The sequence below is a fragment of the Paraneptunicella aestuarii genome (assembly GCF_019900845.1).
Lineage (GTDB): Bacteria > Pseudomonadota > Gammaproteobacteria > Enterobacterales > Alteromonadaceae > Paraneptunicella > Paraneptunicella aestuarii.
The window spans coordinates 2680866-2704240 of the sequence record NZ_CP074570.1; the positions used below are offsets into that span (position 1 = coordinate 2680866).

Annotated in this window: 3 protein-coding genes (1 of these 3 only partly in view); 1 reads left to right on the forward strand and 2 read right to left on the reverse strand. The window is 46.7% G+C overall.

What is annotated here, in order from left to right; translation table 11 throughout:
• Both KIH87_RS10500 and KIH87_RS10505 read right to left on the reverse strand, forming a co-directional pair.
• Positions 1-1327, reverse strand: the 5' end (the start) of a protein-coding gene (locus KIH87_RS10500; RefSeq protein ID WP_232357847.1) for a non-ribosomal peptide synthase/polyketide synthase. Its footprint begins 30980 nt before the window's first position; only the first 1327 of its 32307 coding nucleotides appear in the window; its start codon is at positions 1325-1327; its stop codon lies beyond the left edge, outside the window.
• Positions 1324-21837 carry a non-ribosomal peptide synthetase gene (locus tag KIH87_RS10505; RefSeq protein ID WP_232357848.1) on the reverse strand — a complete coding sequence of 6838 codons (20514 nt, stop codon included), beginning with the start codon at positions 21835-21837 and terminating at the stop codon, positions 1324-1326. Before KIH87_RS10505 ends, KIH87_RS10500 begins: the two co-directional genes overlap by 4 nt.
• 932 nt (positions 21838-22769) lie before the next feature.
• Between KIH87_RS10505 and KIH87_RS10510 the strand changes: the two genes are divergently transcribed.
• Positions 22770-23354 (forward strand): hypothetical protein, encoded by a 585-nt coding sequence (locus KIH87_RS10510; protein WP_232357849.1) that lies wholly within the window; start codon positions 22770-22772, stop codon positions 23352-23354.
• Positions 23355-23375: the final 21 nt, after the last annotated feature.

The window sequence follows — 23375 nt, forward strand, 5'->3', positions numbered from 1 at the left end:
ATAAGGTCATTCCCTGAGTTTTCATATCCGCCACGCTGATCCAGTCGCATAACACCTGAAAAACAGGCGTATGAGACAGACTTCGCGCAGGATTAATCAGCTCCACCACTTGTTCAAATGGCACATCCTGATTGTCCTGAACAGAAAGGATCTGTTTTTTAACGTGGTTAAGTAGTGCTTCGGAGCTGGCATGATGTTGGGTGTCGATATGCAGCGCCAACGTATTCACAAAATAGCCAATCAGGTTTTCAATCTGGCTATGTCCTCGGTTGGCACTGGGCATGCCCAATACAACCGAATCCTGCCCCGCCAAGCGAGACAACACACTAGCCCAGGCGGTCATCAACACCACAAAAACAGAGCAGTTTTGTTGTTTGGATAGTTGAACAATCTGCTTCGATAAGGATTCATCTAACTGGAAATTTACCCGATCACCGTCGAAAACCTGCTCTGCCGGACGAGGTCTGTCCAATGGCAAAGTAATGCACTCCGGCGCACCTGCAAGCTGTTGCTGCCAATAGGCTAATTGCTTGTCAAAACGCTCACCCGACAGATTGGCATGTTGCCAGGCGGCATAATCAGGATATTGAATAGATAAAGGCGCAAGCGGGTTACCCTTCCCGTCATGATATGCCTCATACAACGACGTTAATTCCTGGAAAAAGATCCCCATTGACCAGCCATCAAACACGATATGATGCAAGGTAATAGCGAAAATCCATTCATTGCTTGAAAGTTGCACCAAAAGCGCCCGAATTAGCGGCTCAGCACTTAAATCAAACGACGCTCCCGTATTGGTTTTTATCAGCTCATTGAGCTGTTTTTCTCTGTCATCCTTTGAACTCTGAGACAAATCCACTTGCACCATTGGGCATGGCGTATTCTCAGGCAAAATTGCAACGTGCGGCGTTCCATCGTCATTCAAAAACACTGTGCGTAGCGCTTCATGCCTCGACATAATGGTGTTAAGGCTTGCGATAAGGGCTTCGACATTGAGTTCGCCTTGCATACGCAAGACATTATGGATGTGATACACCCCATTTAAGGATTCATCCATCTGAGCCAATAGCCACAAGCTTTGCTGCGCAAAAGAGATATTCAGCGGTGTATCTCGCGAAACCCTTTGGATCGCCTGAGCCACACGGCTATCTGCCTTACTGCTATGTTTCAGGTATTCCAGAATGGCTTCTTTATGACGCTTTAACAGATCAATATCGTCAGCGGTAATCGCGCCTTCCGGCGCATCAATCGATAGCTGATCATCCAAACAAGCTAAAAGGACTTTTTTACTTAAGAAGTAATCAATAATGCTTGAAATTTGCGTCATATCGTAAACTTCACTCTATTCGTTGTATTAGTTTCAGATTCAGTCTTTAAAGAATTCATTTTCACTTGTTGGTCACAGGTTTCTGCCAACGCTTGCAACGAGCCTTGCTCTGTGAGGCTCACCATAGAAAGACTGACATTTAATCGGGATTGGATAAGGTTAATGAGCTTCACCATATGCAGGGAGTGGCCGCCCAGACTAAAGAAATTGTCGTGGCGTCCTACTTGTTCAACCCCTAATAACTCTGACCAGATCTGCGCTAGTTGCTCTTCCATAACCCCTTGCGGCGCTTCATAAGCCGCCTTGATCAAAGCGCCTTCATCGGGCTGTGGTAATGCTTTACGATCAAGCTTGCCATTCGGCGTTTGCGGCCAGCTATCCAGCAATACCAAGGCCGAAGGCACCATATAATCCGGTAAATGCTGCATCAGATATTCATGCAGCGTTTGGATGAAATGCTGGCGAAGGTTTTCGTCTTCCAGAACTGACACATCCTCTGGTATTACCCACCCTACAAGGCGTTTCTGCTCAGCTTCACCAACAGCCAGCACCGTTGCTGATTGCACCAGTTCATGGCTGGCAAGTTGCGACTCGATTTCGCCCAGCTCAATACGATAACCACGCAATTTCACCTGAAAATCGTTACGACCGAGGTACATCAAATTGCCATCGGGCAGATAGCGCGCTAAATCGCCAGTACGATAAATACGAGCGGCGCGGCCTCGGCTGTCTTGTTCACGGAATGGGTCGGTAACAAAGCGCTCTTGCGTTAAATCCTCACGGTTCAGGTAGCCACGGGCAACGCCGTCACCGCCAATCCACATTTCACCCACCGCACCTTTCGGCACAGGCTGTAAATGTTCATCCAGCAAATAAATTTGGGTGTTGTCGATGGGACGACCAATTGGCGGTGAATCGGTTAGCGCTTGTCCGTCACTGGCCCATACCGTGGCAACCACTGTGCCTTCTGTCGGGCCATAAGCATTAAACACCTGAGTCTGTTGCGATAAATGATTTACCAGTTGTGGCTCTGAGGCTTCACCACCCAGGATCAAGACTTCCAGTGACTCAAGAAAGTCCAGAGAGATATCTTGCAGCGACAAACTTCTAAACAGCACAGGCGGTAACAACACATGGGTCACTCCCTGTTGTGCAATTTGTTCAAACAGGTGGCGAGCATCCTGACCGGATAACTCGTCACGCAAGAACAGCGAACCGCCACTGACACACATCATGGCAAGGTCAAACACACTGGCATCAAATCCCGGTGAAGCAAACTGCATCACTCGGGTACTGGCGTTAACGCCATACAAACGGGTTTGTGAACTGGCTAAATTCATCAGGCCGCCATGCTCAAGCATTACCCCTTTGGGTTTACCCGTCGAGCCAGAGGTATAAATGACATAAGCCAGATGATTCGGATCCAGTCCTGCGATTTGAGGATTAATCGCTGGCAAGCTATCCAGTGCAAGTCTGTCGAGCCTGATAAGACTATGCACCAACTCGCTCTCAACACTTGTTTCAATATTGCTATCAACATTGCTATCAAGATAGCCGATGGCCTCTAACCCGGCTTCATCAGCAAGTAACAACAGTGGATTAGCATCTTCCAATGTATCCAGCAAACGGCTGCTGGCGTAAGCCGGGTCGAGTGGAACATAAGCCCCCCCGGCTTTCAGTACCGCCAACATCGCCACCAACATATAAGGGCGACGGCGGCTGCAAATGGCAACCAGAGTATTGGGCTCCACACCTCGTTCAATCAGCAAATGTGCAAGCTGATTGGCCTGTTCATTGACTTCACGATAATTCAGCGACGTTTGGTAGCCATCATCATTTACCTGCAATACCGCAATAGCATCCGGATTAGCGTTGGCATGGTATTCAAACAGCTCATGAATGCATTGTTCACGAGGATAATCGGCGTGAGTCTGATTTAAACCATAAAGTAATGCCTCACGCTCTTGTGGCGGCAATACATCCAGCACATAAGACGGCGTATCCGGCGCTTGTGCTAATAATTCACTAAGGTGTTCCAGTGCTCGTGCCATCATGTTGCACACACGTTCTGGCGCAATGGAATCAACAACCTGTGCGGTTAACCCCAAGGCATCGCCGTATTCTTCAATTGAAAGCACAAAGGGATAATTGGTGCGTTCTTGTCCTTTGATCCACTCAATGCGATCAAGCAAGGTGGCTGTTTTAGCACTTTCAACGTCGGACGGATCGGGCAAGGTATTGTATCGGTAATTTAACAAAGCACTAAACAGCGGTTCAGATGATTCCATACCGCTGCATCGTTGCGCTTCACTCAGTGACGCATATTCATGAATCATGAGCTGACTCAATTGTCGATGGGTCTGTTTAATACCAGACTCGAGGCTGGCCTCGTTCACATCTTGTCTGAACGGCAAGGTATTGATAAACAATCCCATGGTATCCGCCGTTCCCTCACCCGCCTGCATACGTCCTAACAAGACAGTGCCAAACACCGCTTGTTGTACGCCGCTGGCTCTGGAAACTACATGCCCATAAGCAAAGTGACACAAGCTGGCAAGGCTGACGCCAAGAGTTTTAGCCTGTTGGCGTAATTTGTCGTTCAACGCGGCTGGCAACTTAATGTGATGCTCACGGCTTTGACTACCATCCTGTTGCACATCCCCCAATCCAAATGGCAAGGTGGGCTCTTCAATATCCGCCAGCATACTGGTGAAAAATGCCTGATGCTCTTTCTTATCGCTGCCCATTCGCACTTGCGCAACCAGATTCCGGAATGGCTGAGGCGTTGTCAACTGCTCGGCACGGCCTTCAAGTATCAGGGTTATTTCCCGCATCATGTGTTCCAGCGTCGAGTGGTCGCCGATTAAATGATGCATTTGGTGCAAGACCAACCATTTGTCTGAGTCTGAGTCTCCCTTTGTCGTATCGGTAGGCGCTTTGGCAATCACAAGCCTAAGCAACGGCGCATGGCGAATATCCAATCGTCCATGCTGGTTTTGCATCTGTTGTAATTGCGCCTTGTATCCCTCTTTGCTAGTGCTAGCGTCAAGATCCATGTTAATAACAGACAGGGATACTTGACGTAACACCACCTGTGCAGGTTCGTTCAAGCCTTCCCAACAAAAAGCCGTGCGCAGAATATCGTGGCGGTCGATGACCTGTTGCACCGCTGCCAAATAAGTATCTAAATCCTCTTTATTGGCAAACACCATCTGCACATTCAACAGGTATGGGTCGGTCTCTGTGGATGACAAATAGTGATATAAAATGCCTTCCTGCAAAGGCGATAAACCGTAGATATCCTGAATATTGCCAAGTCCACCAGCGACTGAGCGGGTAATACGGTCGATATCAGCCTGATTCAGATTTATCAGCGGCAACATATCCGGTGTAATATGCGTGGTGCTGACTGAAATGACATTATCAGGAACCTCAATAGACTGATAACTGCCCAGCTTTTTCGACAATCCCGCCAAGGTTGGCGAATCAAACAAGTCCTTGATACTAATACCCAACCCGACCCGGCTAAGTTTATCCATCAATTTCACTGCCAGTAGCGAATGCCCACCCAGAGTAAAGAAATCATCGTGACGACCCACGTTTTCGACTTGTAACAATTCAGACCAAATCGCAGCCAACTGTTGTTCAGTCTCGCCTTGAGGAGCTTCATATTCTTCTTTTATCAAGGCGCTGTCATCGGGCACGGGTAATGCCTTTCTGTCCAGCTTGCCATTGGGCGTTTGTGGCCAGGAGTCCATGAACATCACAGCAGAAGGCACCATATAGCTGGGTAGCTGAGCCGATAGATGCTCAATCAGTTCTTTAATCAGGGACGGGTCATGTGACTGTTCAGCAATCCCCGTGTCGTTAGCCAGCACATAAGCCACCAGGCGTTTCTGATCGCCTTTACCAAAGGCTGTCACAACAGACGATTGCACTTGTTCATGCTTATTCAACCGGGCTTCGATCTCACCCAGCTCGATACGGAATCCGCGGATTTTCACCTGAAAATCATTACGACCGAGATATTCAATAAATCCGTCTTGGTTCTCACCGGAAAGATAACGCGCCAAGTCGCCTGTCTTATACATTCTCGCCGGGCGACCACGGCTGTCTTTTTCCCGGAAGGGATTAGGCAGAAAACGTTCATTCGTTAAATCCGGCTGATTGAGATAGCCACGAGCAATACCGTCACCAGCAATGTAAATTTCACCCACAATGCCTTTGGGCACAGGCTGTAAATCTTCATCCAGCAAGTAAATTTGAGTATTGGCAAGAGGACGACCTATGGTGGTGACAAAGTCCTCGCTGGACTCGACGGCATAATAAGTGGAATAGGTGGTGCTTTCCGACGGCGCATAAAGGTTACACAAACGCTTAACCTGGGTTTTTCTAAATAGCGATTGCGCTAATGAAGAAGGTAACGGCTCACCAGCCAGGTTCACAACCTGCACTGTGTCTTGCACCTGACCTCGCTCCAACATGCCTTCCATGACCGATGGCACTGTGTTTATGTGAGTATTATTGATATGAGTATTACCAGAGACGCCATTTTCCAAGGCATTACGCACAAGATTCAATGTACCGCCCTGATGCAAGGTGGCAAAACACTCATACACCGATAAATCAAAGCTTAAGGAGGTTGCAAAAAGCGTGTTGCCTAGTTCCTGAGCTCGATATTCCGACCTCGTCCAGGCAATGAGGTTAACCGCATTGCCATGTTCAATCATGACCCCTTTGGGTTTACCAGTAGAACCCGAGGTATAAATGATATAGGCCAGATTTTCAGGGGTTAAACCTTCAACATTGGGGTTTGCAACCTGTTCTGATGTTACGGCCTTTCCTGGGTCATCTAATCTGATAAGAGTGTCAGCCTGAACATAAGCTTGCGCCGCATCTCCTATCGCTGCCAGCCCAGTTTCATCGGTCAGCAACAATAGAGGCTTGGCATCTTGCAACGTATCTGCCAAACGGCTGCTGGCATAATCAGCGTCCAGCGGCACATAAGCGCCGCCCGCTTTTAATATCGCTAATAGCCCCACCAGCATATAAGGGCGACGCTCAACACATAGAGCAACCAAGGTTTCCGGCTTCACGCCTTTTGCAATCAGGGTATAAGCCAACTGATTAGCTTGATGGTTTAATTGCTGATAAGTGAGCGTTTCTATTTTCGTTTCTGGTTTAGCTTCTGGTTTAGTTTCTGGTTTCGTTTCTGGTTCAGAGCTTTTTATTTCATGCACAACGGCAACCGCATCCGGCGTTTTCTTAGCTTGCGCTTCGAATAGCTGATGTAAACAGACATCAAGAGGATAATCGCTATCGGTAGCATTAAAGTCGTATAGCAACTGCTGACGTTCCGATGCAGGAAGCACATCCAGATAACGAGCTGGCATTGTAGGATCGCTGCTCAACATCTCGCTTAAGTGTTCCAACGCCCGGGTCATCATTAGGCAAACACGTTCAGCATCAACAGATTCAACACACTGCACCGTGAGCCCCAGCTTATGTCCGAAATCCTCAACCGATAGCAATAATGGGTAGTTGGTTTTTTCGTCCGCTTTTAACCATTCAATCTGATTCCAAACATGGTTATCGTGCTCATTTTTATGGGAATCAGCCAGGACATTATGACGATAATTCAAAATGGCACTGAACAAGGGGCTGGCAACATCTACGCTGCTGCAACGCTGTGCTTGAGCTAACGACGCATGTTCATGCATCATCAATTGGCTCAAACGTTGATGTGTTTGCTTGATCGCAGATTGAATATCCTGCTCATTCACATCCTGCCTGAATGGCAAGGTATTGATGAACAGTCCCATCGCGTCAGCCGCATTCTGTGATGCCAGCATTCTTCCCAACATTCTTCCCAACAAGACTGTGCCGAACACCGCTTTTTGCGTACCACTAGTGCGTGCTACAACATGACCAAAAGCAAAATGGCACAAGCTCGCCAAGCTCACGCCCAGCGATTTCGCGCGATCTCTTAAGGATTGATGTAGCGATTCCGGCAACATCAAATGATGCTCATGGCTTTGCAAGCCGTCCATCTGCACATCGCTCAAACCAAATGGCAACGAGGGTTCTTCTACGTCATGTAGCATGTCGCTAAAGAAGGATTGGTGTGCTTCTTTTTTCGTTGCTAATCGGGCGACTGCAATCAGGTTTCTAAATGGTTGAGGCTCTGCAAGCTGTGTCCCGTTGTCTAACAAAATAGCGTGTAGTTCATGATTTAACTGTTCCAGTGCCGAGTGATCACCAATGAGGTGATGATGCTGATGCAATACCAGCCATCGCTCGCTTCCCGGCTCTTGCGCAATCAAGAATCGGAACAATGGCGCATGACGAATATCAATGCGGCTATGTTGTTCCTGCATTGCTTGCAAATAGTCAATTGCGTTTTTATCTTTCTCGTTTTTGTCTTCGAACGAATCCAGCGTCACTTCCTGAACCCAGGCCGAGGCATGACGTAAAACAACCTGAGCCGCTTCGTTTAAGCCTTCCCAACGGAAAGTGGTACGCAAGATGTCATGGCGTTCAATCACCTTCTGAATGGCAGCAAGGTAAGCATCCAACGCCTCACGATTTTCAAAAGTCATATACAGGTTTAACAGATAAGGATCGCGCCCTTGCTCAGAAATATGATGGAATAAAATCCCTTCCTGCAACGGCGACAAGCCGTAAATATCCTGAATATTAGCCATACCACCGGGTACCGATGCCACAATGGAATCAATGTCAGATTGACTCAAATCGATCAGCGGCAGCATATCGGGTGAAATCAGCCTGGTTTCTGAGGTAATGAGGTTTTCAGGAATAATGAACGAGTGCGAATCGCCCTCTTTCTGCACGCGCAACTGTTCCAAACGTTGTGCTAGCTGAGCTAATGTAGGCGAATCAAACAAATCTTTAATAGACATGCGTGTTCCGCTACTGCCCACCCTATCCATTAATCTGACCGCTAAAAGAGAGTGGCCTCCCAAGGCGAAGAAGTCGTCATGTCGACCAATAGCTTCAAGCTTCAGTATCTCTGACCAAATCCCAGCCAGATACATCTCGGTTTCCCCTTCGGGCTCAGCATATTCGGCTTTCACATAGGCACTGTCATCGGGCACAGGCAACGCTTTTCTATCCAGCTTACCATTGGACGTTTGCGGCCATTGCTCCAGTAGCATAATGGCTGAAGGCACCATGTAGCTTGGTAATTTTTGCGCAACATGATCCAGTAATTGTTGAACTAGCTCTTTTTGATTAATGTTTTTTTGATCAATGCTTTTTTGATCAAGAGCTTGTTGTTCAAGCAAGGTCTTATCTTCCGGGATCACATAGCCGACCAGGCGCTTTTGCTCGCCTTCACCAAAGGCCATAACAGTAGAAGATTGAACCTGATGATGCTCATTCAAGCGAGACTCGATCTCCCCCAGCTCAATGCGGAATCCTCGAATTTTCACCTGAAAGTCATTACGTCCAAGATATTCGATATTGCCGTATGATCTCTTATCCAGCAGATATCTACCCAAATCGCCGGTTTTATACATTCTGGCCGGACGACCTCGGGAATCAGTGGCATTGAATGGATCTGGAAGAAAACGCTCGTCAGTCATATCAGGACGATTCAAATAACCTCTGGCAACACCGTCACCGGCAATATAAATCTCACCCACCACACCTTTAGGAACCGGCTGTAAATGCTCGTCCAACAAATAAATTTGCGTATTGGCAAGAGGTCGCCCAATGGAAGTGATAAAGTCCTCAGCAGATGCTACCGAATAATAGGTGGAATAAGTGGTGGTTTCCGAAGGCGCATACAGGTTACATAAACGTTGAATATGGCTCTGCTGGAAGATGCGCTTGGCTAAGGATGCAGGCAGTGGCTCACCCGCCAAATTGATGACCTTAACAGTGCTTTCGACTCCTGTTTCAGCTCCATTCCTTTCTAAAATACCCGCCATAACCGAAGGCACGGTATTGATATGCGTTGTTCCAGCAACACCTTGTTCTAAAGCGTTTCTTACCAGATTTAACGTACCGCCCTGATACAAGGTAGAAAAGCACTCATAAACCGACAGATCAAAACTCAGCGAGGTAGCAAACAGCGTTGTCGCCAGTTCTTCCGCTTGATAAGTATTGGCTGTCCAGGCAATTAAATTCACGGCATTACCATGTTCAATCACTACGCCTTTGGGTTTGCCTGTGGAGCCCGAGGTATAGATCACATAAGCCATATTTTCAGGCTTGAGTTCGTCTACAACAGGGGAACTGACGGGTAAAGGAGCATTCTTCGCATAGTCTGTTTGCCAATCGCTATCCAGTCGGATCACAGAATTAGGGCTCACAGGGGACGGGGCTTGTTTGTTGCTCCCCTTATGACTCCCCTTATTGATAGCAGACAGCCCGAATTCATCGGTTAACAACAGCAAAGGCTGGGCATCGTCAAGCGTGTCCACTAAACGCTCACTGGCATAATCCGGATCTAACGGCACATAAGCACCGCCCGCCTTTAATATTGCCAATAACCCAACCAACATATAAGGATGACGCTCAACACACAACGCCACCAGTGTTTCCGGTTTAACTCCCTTGCGCACCAACACATGGGCTAGCTGGTTAGCACTGGCGTTCAACGCCTGGTATGTCAGTTGAATAACATCGCCTTGCGGGTCACGATATTTAACCGCAATGGCATCTGGTGTTTTTTCTGCCTGTTGTTCAAATAACTGATGTAAACATAAGTGCCTTGGATAATCGGCCTTGGTGTTATTCAGCTCATAAAGCAGATGTTGACGTTCTTCGCTAGCCAGCAAGTTGATTCTGGAATGCAACGATTCACTATCCGCCACAATCCCCTTCAGCATCGCATAGAAGTAGTCCCTAAAGCGTATGATGGTTTGTTCATCGTACAGCGCCGTGGCATAGGCCAGCATACCTTCAACATTGCCGTCTTTTTCCTGCAACGACAGTTCAAGATCGTACTTGGCAACTTGGTATGGCAACTCGGAAGCAAGAAAGGTACTGCCCGGCAAGGTGAACTGATCCACCAATAAATCGCTTTCAGAAATCCAGTTACACAACACCTGAAAGATGGGTGGATGGGAAACATTACGCGGTGGATTGACCGCTTCCACCACTTGCTCAAAAGGCAACTCCTGATTAGCATGCGCGGATAACAATTGCGATTTAACATGCGACACCAGCGATTGCACTGATTGATGACTAGCCGTATCAATATGCAATGCCAGCGTATTTACGAAAAAGCCAATCAGATTTTCAATTTGTTGCTGATCCCGGTTCGCGCTCGGCACACCAATAACCACCGAGCTTTGCCCTGACAACCGAGCCAATACCGCCGACCATGCCGACAGCAAGGTCATAAACAGCGTACCGCCGTTATTCCTACTGAAATTCTTAAGCTTGGAAGTGAGTTCTTTTCCTAATGAGAGTGCAATCATGCCTCCGGCAAATGACTGCTTTTCCGGGCGCGGACGGTCGGTCGGCAACGAAATACACGCCGGAGCATGCTGTAACTGTTTTTTCCAATAATCAGATTGAGATTGTAGACGTTCCCCGGTTAACCACTGACGTTGCCACGCGGCATAGTCAGGATACTGAATTTCTAATGCGGCAAATGGACTTGTAGCCTCTTCAAAATTAGCTCCCTCTAAATTGGCCTGATAAAAGGCGTTAAGCTCTTTAAACATGATGCCCAAAGACCAGGCATCAGACACCATATGATGTTGCGTTAAGCAAAATAGCCACTCGTTGTTTGGCAACAAGGCGATCATGGCTCGAATCAATGGCCCTTTGCTGAGATCAAATGGCGTTTCTACGTTTACCTTCACCAGTTCATCAACGCTGGCATTCAATTCAACGCCAGAAAGCGTGGTCAGATCCGCATAAACGACAGGACATTGCGTGTCATCGGGCAACAACTGCACCTCAGGCATTCCATTATGGCTGGTGATCACGGTACGCAATGCCTCATGACGAGCAACCAGGCTATGTAAGCTGGCACTCAGCGCATCCACGTTTACCTCGCCTTTAAAGCGCCACAAAATAGGAATGTGGTAAGCGTCGCTGAGCCCGGTATCCATCTGTGTCAGTACCCATAAGCGTTGCTGAGTAAATGACAAAGGTAGCGAGCCATTACGTGGAATCGGCACAATCTGTTGTGCGCTTCGGCCTGTGGCGCCAATCTCATGAGTGAGACTGTATGATTCTTCTTGCTCAAACACTGAAATAGCATCCGTCAATTTAGAAGACGCTATTTTGCAAGCGATGTCAGACAAGGTAGCCAGCTCGAAGATATCTGCCATTGAGACATTGGCCTTCAATTCTGACTGGATCAGGTTCATTAACTTCACAATTTGCAGCGAATGCCCACCCAAGGCGAAGAAATTGTCATGACGTCCTACTCGTTCAACATGTAATAATGCCGACCAAATCTGTACCAGGCGTTCTTCAATTTCACCTTGTGGCGCTTCATACTCAGCCTTGATAAAGGCACTGTCATCGGGCTTAGGTAATGCCTTTCTGTCCAGCTTGCCATTGGGCGTTTGCGGCCAGGCATCCATTAACACCACCGCCGAAGGCACCATATAACTCGGTAGCTGCTCAGCCACCGATTCCAGTAATGACGATATCAAATGTTGGCGAGCAGGATCAGACGCCAGTAGCGACGTATTTTCAGGCAGCACATAAGCAACCAGCTTCTTATTTTCACCGTCGCCAAAAGCCATCACCACCGATGATTGCACCTGTGGTTGTTCATTGAAGCGAGCTTCTATTTCGCCCAGTTCAATGCGGAATCCGCGAATTTTCACCTGAAAGTCATTACGACCCAGATATTCAATAAATCCGTCTTGGTTCTCACCGGAAAGGCCATCGTCGTTATCATGAGGAAGATAACGCGCCAAATCTCCGGTTTTATACATGCGTGCCGGGCGACCGCGGCTGTCGGTATCTCTGAATGGGTTTAACAGGAATCGCTCTGCGGTCAGGTCTGCACGGTTCAAATAGCCTCTGGCTACCCCGTCACCGGCAATGTAAATTTCACCGACTGCACCTTTGGGTACAGGCTGTAAATGTTCATCCAGCAAGTAAATTTGGGTATTGGCAAGAGGACGGCCAATGCTGGTGATAAAGTCCTCACTGGACTCAACGGCATAATAAGTGGAATAGGTCGTCGTTTCTGAAGGCGCATACAGGTTACATAAACGCTCAATATGACTGTGCTTAAACAGAGATTGTGCCAGCGATACGGGTAATGGCTCGCCAGCCAGGTTCACAACACGAACACTGTCTTGCACCTGCCCGCGCTCCAACATGCCTTCCAGCACTGAAGGCACTGTGTTTATGTGAGTAGTCCCAATATGAGTATTAGCAGAGACGCCATTTTCCAAGGCATTGCGCACCAGATTCAGCGTGCCGCCCTGATGTAAGGTAGCGAAACATTCATATACCGACAAATCGAAGCTTAAGGAAGTGGCAAACAGCGTCATCCCTAGCTCTTCAGCCTGATATTTTGTCTGTGTCCAGATAATCAGATTAACGGCATTGCCATGCTCTATTACCACGCCTTTGGGCTTACCGGTCGAGCCCGAGGTGTAGATTATGTAAGCCATGTTCTCGGGGCTTAAATCGGCGACCAACGGATTAATTGTTGGCAAAGAACTCGTAAACCATTCATCCAAATCCAATCGAATAGCTTCTCTGTCTTGTGCCGCTTCACCAATCGCAGCCAGGCCAGTTTCATCAGTTAACAACAACAGCGGGTTGGCATCGTCCAGCGTATCCACCAAACGGCTGCTGGCATAGTCCACATCCAGCGGCACATAAGCGCCACCGGCTTTTAAAATAGCCAACAACCCCACCAACATGTAAGGGCGACGCTCAACGCACAATGCAACCAGCGTTTCTGGCTTCACGCCTTTTTCTATCAGCAAGTGAGCAAGCTGGTTAGCTTGTTCGTTGATTTCACTATAAGAAAAAGAATCCGTTCCTTGAATCAAGGCTATGGCATTCGGTGTACGCTCAGCCTGTTGTTCAAATAACTGATGCAAACAGACATCAAGAGGATAATCGCTATCGGTGGCGTTGAAGCCATACAATAGCTGTTCACGCTCTAAAGGCGGTAACACATCCAACGCACGAGACGGCGTATCCGGTGCGTTAGTCAACAATTCAGCCAAATGTTCAAGCGCGCTTTCCATCATCTGGCAAATGCGTTCGGGATCAATGCCTTCTATGGCCTGAGCAGTCAGGCCTAACGAATCGCCATTATCTTCTACCGATAGTAATAGCGGGTAGTTAGTGCGTTCCTCGGCTTTTATCTTTTCAATACGATGTAAAAGGTGATCGCGCATCTCTTCCGGGGCGATATCCGGCTCAGCATTATGGCGATAGTTCAGGATAGCGCCAAACAAGGGAGCGGAAGCCTCAAGGCTGCTACAGGTTTGAGCTTCAGCCAAAGAGGCATGTTCATGCATCATTAGTTGGCTTAAGCGTTTATGTGTGTGTTTGATTGCGTTAGAGACGGTTTGCTCGTCAATATCCTGCCTAAAGGGTAAGGTGTTAATGAATAATCCCAATGCCTCTGCCGCACCTTCACCCGCTTGCATTCGCCCAAGCAGCACTGTGCCAAACACCGCTTTTTGTACGCCACTGGTACGCGCCATCACATGACCAAAAGCAAAATGACACAAACTTGCCAGGCTCACGCCCAAGGCTCGCGACTTTTCTCTTAGCGACTGGTTAAGCTCATTGGATAACTGTAAAAAGTGCTGAGAAGTCTGGACTCCGTCTTGTCGCACATCCCCCTGACCAAAGGGCAATGTGGGTTCATCAATGTCGCGCAGCATGTCAGTGAAAAATTCACGATGTTTGTCTTTGCTGACACCCAGACGAACATGAGCAATAAGGTTTCTGAAAGGTTGTGCCGCTGAAAGTTGCTCGGCTTTTCCAGATAGAATCAATGCCTGCTCTGCAATAAAGCTTTCCAGCGTCGAGTGATCACCAATAAGGTGGTGCATCTGTTGTAGCACCAGCCATCGTTCGCTATTGGTATTAGTATCACTATGAAAATCAGTATTGGGCTCTTTGGCAATCACATATCTCAGCAAAGGGGCAGATTGCACGTTCAGCCTTGGGTGTTGCGCTTGCATCACATCAAGATAATCAGCCGCCTGATATTGGCTGTTTGCTTGCAACTCCACCTCGACCACATTGAGCGTTGCATGTCGCTGTACCACTTGAGCTGGTTCCGATAGCCCATCCCAATAGAATCCCGTGCGTAATATGTCATGGCGATCAACAATCTGTTGCGTCGCTTTTAGATAGGTATCCAAATCCTGTCGGTTTGGAAACACCATCTGGGTATGAATAAGGTAAGGGTCGATATGCTCAACAGAGAGATGATGAAACAGTATCCCTTCCTGTAACGGTGACAAAGCATAAATGTCCTGAATATTAGCCATTCCACCTGGAACAGCAGCGATAATGCGGTCAACATCAACTTGATTCAGGTTGATCAAAGGCAGCATTTCAGGGGTAATGTGGCTGCTGGATCCGGTGATCAGATTGGCAGGCACTTCCACTGAATGCGTTGCACTTGCGTTCTGATTTTCCAAACGCTTGGCTAACCCCTCCAACGTGGGCGCATCAAACAGATCCGCAATCACCATGCTCAATCCGGCCTTGCGCAACCGCTCAATTAACTTCACAGCCAGCAGCGAATGTCCGCCTAAATTGAAGAAGTCATCAAAGCGGCCTATTTGGCTAACTCCCAATAAATCTTGCCATAATGCGGCGATTAGCTGTTCTGTTTCGCCCTGTGGCGCTTCATAATGCGCCTTAACTAAAGCGCTTTCATCTGGTGCAGGTAAAGCTTTTCGATCCAGCTTGCCATTGGGTGTCAGAGGCCATTTGTCGAGCAAGACAATCGCCGATGGCACCATATAATTCGGCAGTATTGTGCCAATATATTCAGACAGCTTATTAATTAACGCCTGATGAGTATCGTCGCCCAGATTTTGATCTGTTAGAAGCGCTAAACTTTTAGGGATCACATAGGCAACAAGACGCTTATCATCACCCTGCCCTAAAACCAATACAGTTGCAGCTTCGACCTCTTCATGTTCGGTAAAATGCGCTTCGATCTCTCCCAACTCAATACGATAACCACGCAGTTTTACCTGAAAATCATTTCGCCCCATAAACAGCACGTTGCCATCAGGTAAATGACAGCCCAAGTCCCCCGATTTGTATAATCTGGCCGGACGCCCCAAACTGTCGGATTGCAAAAATGGGTTGGGCAAAAAGCGTTCTTCAGTCAAATCCGGGCGGTTCAAATACCCTTTGGCTACACCATCGCCACCAATGTAAATTTCACCTACAGCGCCTACAGGAACTGGCTGCAAATGATCATTCAGGATATAAACTTGTGTGTTACCAATTGGGCAACCAATTGGAATAGATGTCGTCTCAATATCTTTGTCGGTAACAGGGTAAAATGTTGCATAAGTGGTGGTTTCTGTAGGCCCATAAACATTCAGGAAAGACTGGGGCTTATTGGCGCGAAGCAAACGTTTTATTTTGTCAGCATCCAATGTATCCCCACCAACAAGCAAGGTTTTAAATTGCTCACCAATAGCCATCAATTCATTGACTAAATTGTTATACAGACCAACGGACATGAATAGAATATTGATTTGAGAGCTTTTTAACACGCCAATAAAAGCCTCGCTATCAATCAATACTTTTCGATCAACTAATACTGCGGTTCCACCATTGGCAAGTGCTCCCCAGATTTCCATCGTGGCAGCATCAAAAGCCACCGTGGAAATAAAACCAACGCGATCTCCCGGAGTAAAATCCACATAACGGTTATTTTTCACCAGGCGAGTAACACCCAAGTGCTCAGCCATGACCCCTTTAGGTTTACCGGTAGAGCCCGAGGTATAGATAACATAGGCGGTATTGCTGGGCGTCAGATCCGATACTTGCGGATTGGTTTCTGGCAACACTTGCTCTTGCCAATTCTCGTCCAATCGAATGACGTTGTATTGTTGAGCAGCGTCACCAATGGATGACAAACCGCTTTCGTCAGCCAATAGTAATAACGGATTAGCGTCTTCCAGAATATCAACCAGTCGGCTACTGGCATATTCCGGATCTAAAGGCACATAAGCGCCTCCAGCTTTAAGAATGGCTAATATCGCCACTAACATATAAGGGCGACGTTCCGCGCACAAAGCCACCAATGACTCGGGCTTGACGCCCTTTGCGATTAGCAGGTGAGCCAATTGGTTCGCTTGCCGATTCAGCTCGCGATAAGTCATTCCCCTGTCGCATATTTCGCTCTCACAATCCTGCGATTGAGATTCAATTAAAGCAACCGCATCCGGCGTTGTTTCAACCTGCTGTTCAAACAGTTGATGAATACATAGATGGTGCGGGTATTGCGTCTGCGATTGGTTGAACTCGTATAGAACTTTCTGGCGCTCTTGTGGCGGCAACACATCCAGCTCGCAAGCAGGAACAAGTGGTGAGTGAATCAGGATCTCAGATAAATGCGCGAGCGCCCTTTGCATCATTTGGCACAGGTGTTCTGCATCAATAGAAGATTTGGTATTCGCCGTTAACCCTAGCGAGTGCCCATCATCTTCGACCGATAACACAAAGGGGTAATTGGTATGTTCCACAAACCGAACTCGTTGAACTCGGCTGAATAGATGCGCTTCCTCCGTCGCGTTGATGATGTCGGACAAGGCGTTATGCCGATAATTGAGCATTGCCGTAAACAAAGGCGCGGCTGAATCAATGCCGCTACACCGTTGTGCTTCAGCGAGCGAGGCATACTCATGCTCCATTAATGCATTTAACCGCCGATGTACTTGTTTGATACTGGCTTGCACGGTTTGCGTATCAACATCCAATCGAAATGGTAAGGTGTTGATGTAAAGCCCCATCGCATCGGCAATGCCTTCACCGGATTGCATTCTCCCCAGTAAGACTGTGCCAAACACCGCCTTTTGCACGCCACTGGTGCGGGCAACCACTTGCCCGAACGCAAAGTGGCATAAGCTTGCCAGACTCACGCCTTGCATTTTGGCTTGTGCGCGTAGCGTGGTATTTAAGGTATCAGGCAAAACAACCCGATGCTCTTTGCCCTCCAAACCCTCTTGTTTTGACGTTTGCACAGCAAAAGGTATGGTGGATTCTTCGATGTCCGAGAGTAAATTCGCAAAATAGCTCTGGTGAGACTCTCTGTGACTATCCAATTGAATGCGGGCAACCAGATTACGATAAGGCACTGGCGTAGCAAGTTGAGCGTCTTGCCCGGATAAAATCAGCTTCAATTCAGCCGCCAAACTTTCCAGTGTAGAGTGATCGCCAACCAGGTGATGCAGTTGTTGCAATACCAACCATCGACCTTCGGCAGAAGCTTCAGATTCTGCTCTTGATGCTACTCTTGATACTTGAAGGGGATCTTTAGCAATGACATAACGTAACAAGGTGGACTGACGTACATCCAGGCTTTGATATTGCGCCTGCATATACTGCAAAGAATCATCATCAGCAGCGGCTTGCTGCTCGCTCAAATCCATTTCTACGACATTAAGAGGCGCATGGCGCAGCACGACTTGAGCGGGTTCGCTCAATCCATGCCAATGAAACACCGTTCGCAAGGCATCATGGCGATCCACGACTTTTTGCACCGCCGCCAAATAAGCGTCTAAATCGTCCCGATTGGAGAAAATCAAATGCTCACTGAGCAAGTAAGGATCGTGCCCCTCACCTGCAATATGATGGTATAAAATCCCTTCCTGCAACGGCGTTAACGCATAGATATCCTGTATGTTGGCGATACCCGAAGGCGTTGCCGACACAAGCTGATCAATCTCGTCCTGTTGCAGTTGAATAAGCGGCAACATCTGCGGTGTGATACGAGCACAATCCGGCTCGATCACATTAGGCGGTATCGCCGCTTTTCGATAAGAGCCGAGCTTTTTAGCCAGTTCAGCCAAGGTTGGAGAGCTGAATAAATCATGAGTTGCCAGCCCTAACCCGACTTTATGCAACTGCTCCATCAACCTGACCGCCAGTAACGAATGACCGCCTAAAGCAAAGAAATCATCATGACGACCGATACGTTCAACCTTGAGTAAGCTTGACCAAATCTGTGCCAGTCGCTGCTCCGTTTCACCTTGGGGAGCTTCATATTCAGCACGAATCAAGGCGCTGTCATCGGGTGCAGGTAAGGCTTTTCTGTCTAGTTTTCCATTCGGTGTTTGCGGCCAGTGTTCAAGCAACATCACCGCCGAAGGCACCATATAATTCGGTAAATGGCGACCAAGATGCTCGATTAGCGCTTGAATCGCTTCCTGTCTGGTATTTTCTTTCTGCAACGTAGCGAATTCGGCAGGCATCACATAAGCCACCAAACGCTTTTGCTCTCCGGAACCAAAGGCCATCACCACAGAAGAATGCACGGTTTCATGCTCGTTGAGGCAATTCTCTATTTCACCAAGTTCAATACGAAAACCACGGATTTTTACCTGAAAATCATTACGTCCGAGATACTCGATATTGCCATCAGCAAGATACCGAGCCAGATCGCCGGTTTTATACATTCTGGTGGCTCGGCCTCGACTATCCATGTGCTTGAATGGATTGAGCAAATAGCGTTCATCGGTTAATGCTGGCTGGTTTAAATAGCCTCGGGTAACGCCATCACCGGCAATATAGATTTCACCTACAGCTCCTTTAGGTACAGGCTGTAAGTGCTCATCCAGCAAATAGATTTGAGTGTTGGCGATTGGGCGACCAATGCTAACAATAAAGTCTTTCGCCGATGCCGCTTCGTAATAGGTGGAATAGGTTGTGCTTTCGGAAGGCGCATACAAGTTACACAATTTATGAATGTGCGTTTCTCGAAACAGAGATTCCGCCAATGATTGTGTGAGCGGTTCACCCGCCAAATTAACCACCTTGACGCTATCTTCAACCTGCCCCCTATCCAACATGCCATCCATCACCGATGGCACAGTGTTGATATGAGTCGTGCCAACAGCCCCTTGTTCCAGCGCATTACGCACTAAATTCAGTGTTCCGCCCTGATGCAAGGTAGCAAAGCACTCGTAAACAGACAGGTCGAATGTCAACGAGGTCGCGAACAAGGTATTGCTGAATACCTGAGCCGAATATTGAGACGCAGTCCAGATAATTAAGTTAACGGCATTGCCATGCTCAATCATGACTCCTTTGGGCTTACCGGTAGACCCTGAAGTATAAATGATGTAAGCCAAATTAGTGGGAGTGAGCTCCGGTATTGAAGGATTGCTTACAGGTAATGCTTTGTCAAAATCTCTGTCAAAACCTCTATCAAAATCCCAGTCCTTATCCAATCGAACAACGGTTTTATCAGACGGCATATCCCCAATCACGGATATGCCTTTTTCATCCGTTAGCAGTATTAACGGGTCAGCATCTTCAAGAACGTCGTTTAGGCGAGTGCTGGCATAATCGGTATCCAAAGGAACATAAGCCGCTCCGGCCTTTAAAATCGCTAATAGCCCAACCAACATATAAGGCTTGCGTTGAACACACAAAGCCACCAGTGACTCCGGTTTCACTCCTTGTTCGATAAGATAATGAGCTAATGCGTTGGCTTGCTCATTAAGCTCTCGATAAGTGAGTTTTTGATTATCACTAACATCCTGATAAACAACGGCAATTGCCTCTGGTGTTTTTTCAGCTTGCGCTTCAAATAACTGATGTAAACAGATGTCGAGAGGGTAATCACAGTCGGTGTGATTGAAATCGAATAATAATTGCTGACGTTCCGAGGCATCCAGAAAATCGACGTCAGCCAGGCTTTGTTGTGCGTTCAGGTGTATTTGATTGAGCAGATTTCTCAAATGCAAGCCGATAGCATTTGCATTAGCTCTCGCATTAGTCGCACTAGCCCCATTCCCATTCATCCCACTAAATGAGCAACGAATAGCATTTTCCTTAATGGCGACATCAATCACCAAACCAGTTCTGGAATAGCTTTCGTCGCTGTCCAAATCTTCGATAGACTGCCCGATCCTCACGACAACATTAAAAGGATTCGCCTCGGAGTCTCGGGGGATCGTTCTAAGCTCAGGATATCGACCAAAGATATCTTTGGCATAGCCAACAGGGGTTATTTCGAGAAAGCGATTAGCCTGAGTAAGAACATCTTCAAGGCGCTGTTGAGGTGTTAAAGTTAATTCAACTGGCTTAAGGAAGTTCAGTAGTGACCTATGCGCCAATGAATGTGACGTATTGTCTTGTTCATACAGAACGAAGGTAAAAGGCGTGAAACTATTTAATCTTGATAAATAGACAGCCAAGGCGCTCATGCATTGACTCGTTAGCTCATCTCTCGACTGGAAATGCTGCTGCAATGCGTGCCACTGTTTCTGCTCCAAAGATTGCTCACTAACAACATCGAGCTGTGGCAAAAAGAATGTGTCGAAATTCGCTAACTGAGTGAATACTTTGAGATATGTAGGTTCATTTTTATGAATATCGCGATATAGGTTTTTTAAGGATGTGCGCAACTCATTAGGCAATTGCGGAAGCACATCCCCTTCTTTCAAGCCCAGGGTTTCAAATACATGAATATTTGAAACCGTTTCGCCATTTAAATACCGAATGCCTTGTATTTGCACATCCTGCGTTGCCGTTGCAATAACCGGATTATCGCCTAATTGCAGGATTTGCCCCGGTGTAGCGTCAGAGGCACTATTCAGCACCTTGATGCCATCAACCAAGTAAAATTCTCCGTTCAAATAGCATTTGAGCTGAAACCAGGGATTGACTTGATATTGTCCAAAATGCAAGCCCCGCTTGAGGTTTACAATAGATTCCGCATCCATGTGCCAATCAACAATTCCCAGTGAATCTGGCGTTTTACGGGAAGAATAAAAAGTACGGAAATCTAAATTCTGAGGCGAGCCTTTAAGCGTATTTTGAGAAATGTGCTCAATGAGTTCGACAAATGCGTCATAAGCCTCGTCATAACAAAGCAAGTTAAGAGCTTCGGCACTTTCAATATGTGAAATATCAAATTTGCGCTGAATGTAAATATCACCAGCATCCACCTTATCGACAATTTGATGCCATGAAATACCGTGCTCTTTTTCTCCCTCTAACAATGCCCAGGCACTGGCATTAAGGCCGGCATACCTGGGTAGAAGGGAGTCATGAAAATTGATGGCAAACTGTTTGATTTGACGAGTCAGGCTGTCGGGGATAATTGCCTTATTAACGATGGAAAAAAGAAGATCAATATCACTCAGGGTAAGATGATCTTCAAGCTCCTGAATAGAAGCTACATGACTTATATTCTGCTCTTTACACCAATTTGCAACTGTAGGTTCTGATGTGACAACACAGGCAATGTCATGTTGGTTCTCAAGCAGGTGATTACCACACCTGATAGCTAACGTTGTATCCCCCAGTAATACACATGACTTTTTCATAGATGAAACCCGTGAGTAAATTCAGAATTTTTGATTTAACAATTTGCTCAACTACACGGTACATCATATGAAATACAGTAATATCAACAGAGTTCGGTGTCTCTCCATGAAAGGCTCCAGACTAATATTGCAATCTATTGGTAGATGCGAATTAATCAGTTCTGAAGGCTTATTCCGGCCTCTAGCATGAAGTTGGCAACGTGGTATTTAGATACTGCTTGTTCTATCTAGACTGCTTGAATAATTTCATAGAACGGTAAATTATTTTCCGGCGAGGATGGTATATTTGACGCACATTGAAGTCAAATATTTTACCCGAAACAAACAATAATTGATCAATGTGAAAATCAGGCTCTTCATCATTATCAGTCCATATGACTAGCAAAGAAGTAGTTCAGCATTGATATAGGCATCGCAGATTTATATGAAATTACTGATGAATAAAATGGGGTTTGGTCACGGTGACCATTCCAAGAAGAGCAAGTGCTTATAGCCAAATATTATTTTTTCGCAAAAATTGGAATCTATTGGCAAAAACACCAAGTAATACCCGGCCTTTTTGTACAAAAGTCACGGTTTGGTCACGACATGGTCACAAGCGATATATTGAGTTGCACTGGATCGTGCTTATATAAGAGATAACGTATTGATTTGATTGACATGGATTTTATTGATATGAATATTGGCGGAGTGGACGGGACTCGAACCCGCGACCCCCGGCGTGACAGGCCGTACCGACTATAAGTTCTTATACATAGTTATGTGTATATTAATAGTATCCAACTGTATTTATTACCTTTTCTAAATCCTCTTCATTTATACAATTTCAACCAATTAAACACACTTGTTTTGGTCACGGTCACAATAAATTCAATTTTATTAGATCTATATTGTATATTTATTACTCTACAAATAGACCTGACGGACGTAAAATGGCTCACTTACTCAAGTCAAAAAGTAAGGTAAAAACTGCAATTATTCACCCTGCGGTTGAACCCATTTTCAAGCTTTATGGGCAACTTCCAAGAACAATAGATCTGAGTTCACTCCCCCACTCTTTTTTTGAACATCTAAACCAGACCATCAGACTTGAAGGCATTTTGAATGGCAAAGAATTGCTTGTTACTGGCCCTGTAGACAAAATCGCATTATTGAACTGCCCAATTCTCGATCTAGTCAGATCCGATACTTTAATCCTAAGCAGCAATGGTGACTCAGAAGCGATAATAGAGAAGATAGTTTTTGATGCTTGGCTCTCCCTACTCCACACTGTGATTTATAGTGTTGATTCAAAAGTTCAACTCGGTATGCTCTTGGATATAGTCAATAAGGAAGTGCCAGTGGACATCCATAAAAAGCTCTTTAGCGAACACAAAACAACGGAACCAGACATTGCCAATTGGGCTGATGCCAGCAGAGCGGTAGTACAAAGACAGGCTCAGAAATGGAGAGATTATCAACGCCTCTACACAACTCATATATCTTTCCAAACGTCAGCCCTTCTGGATAAGCAATAGCATAAATGGGCAGCAGATCAG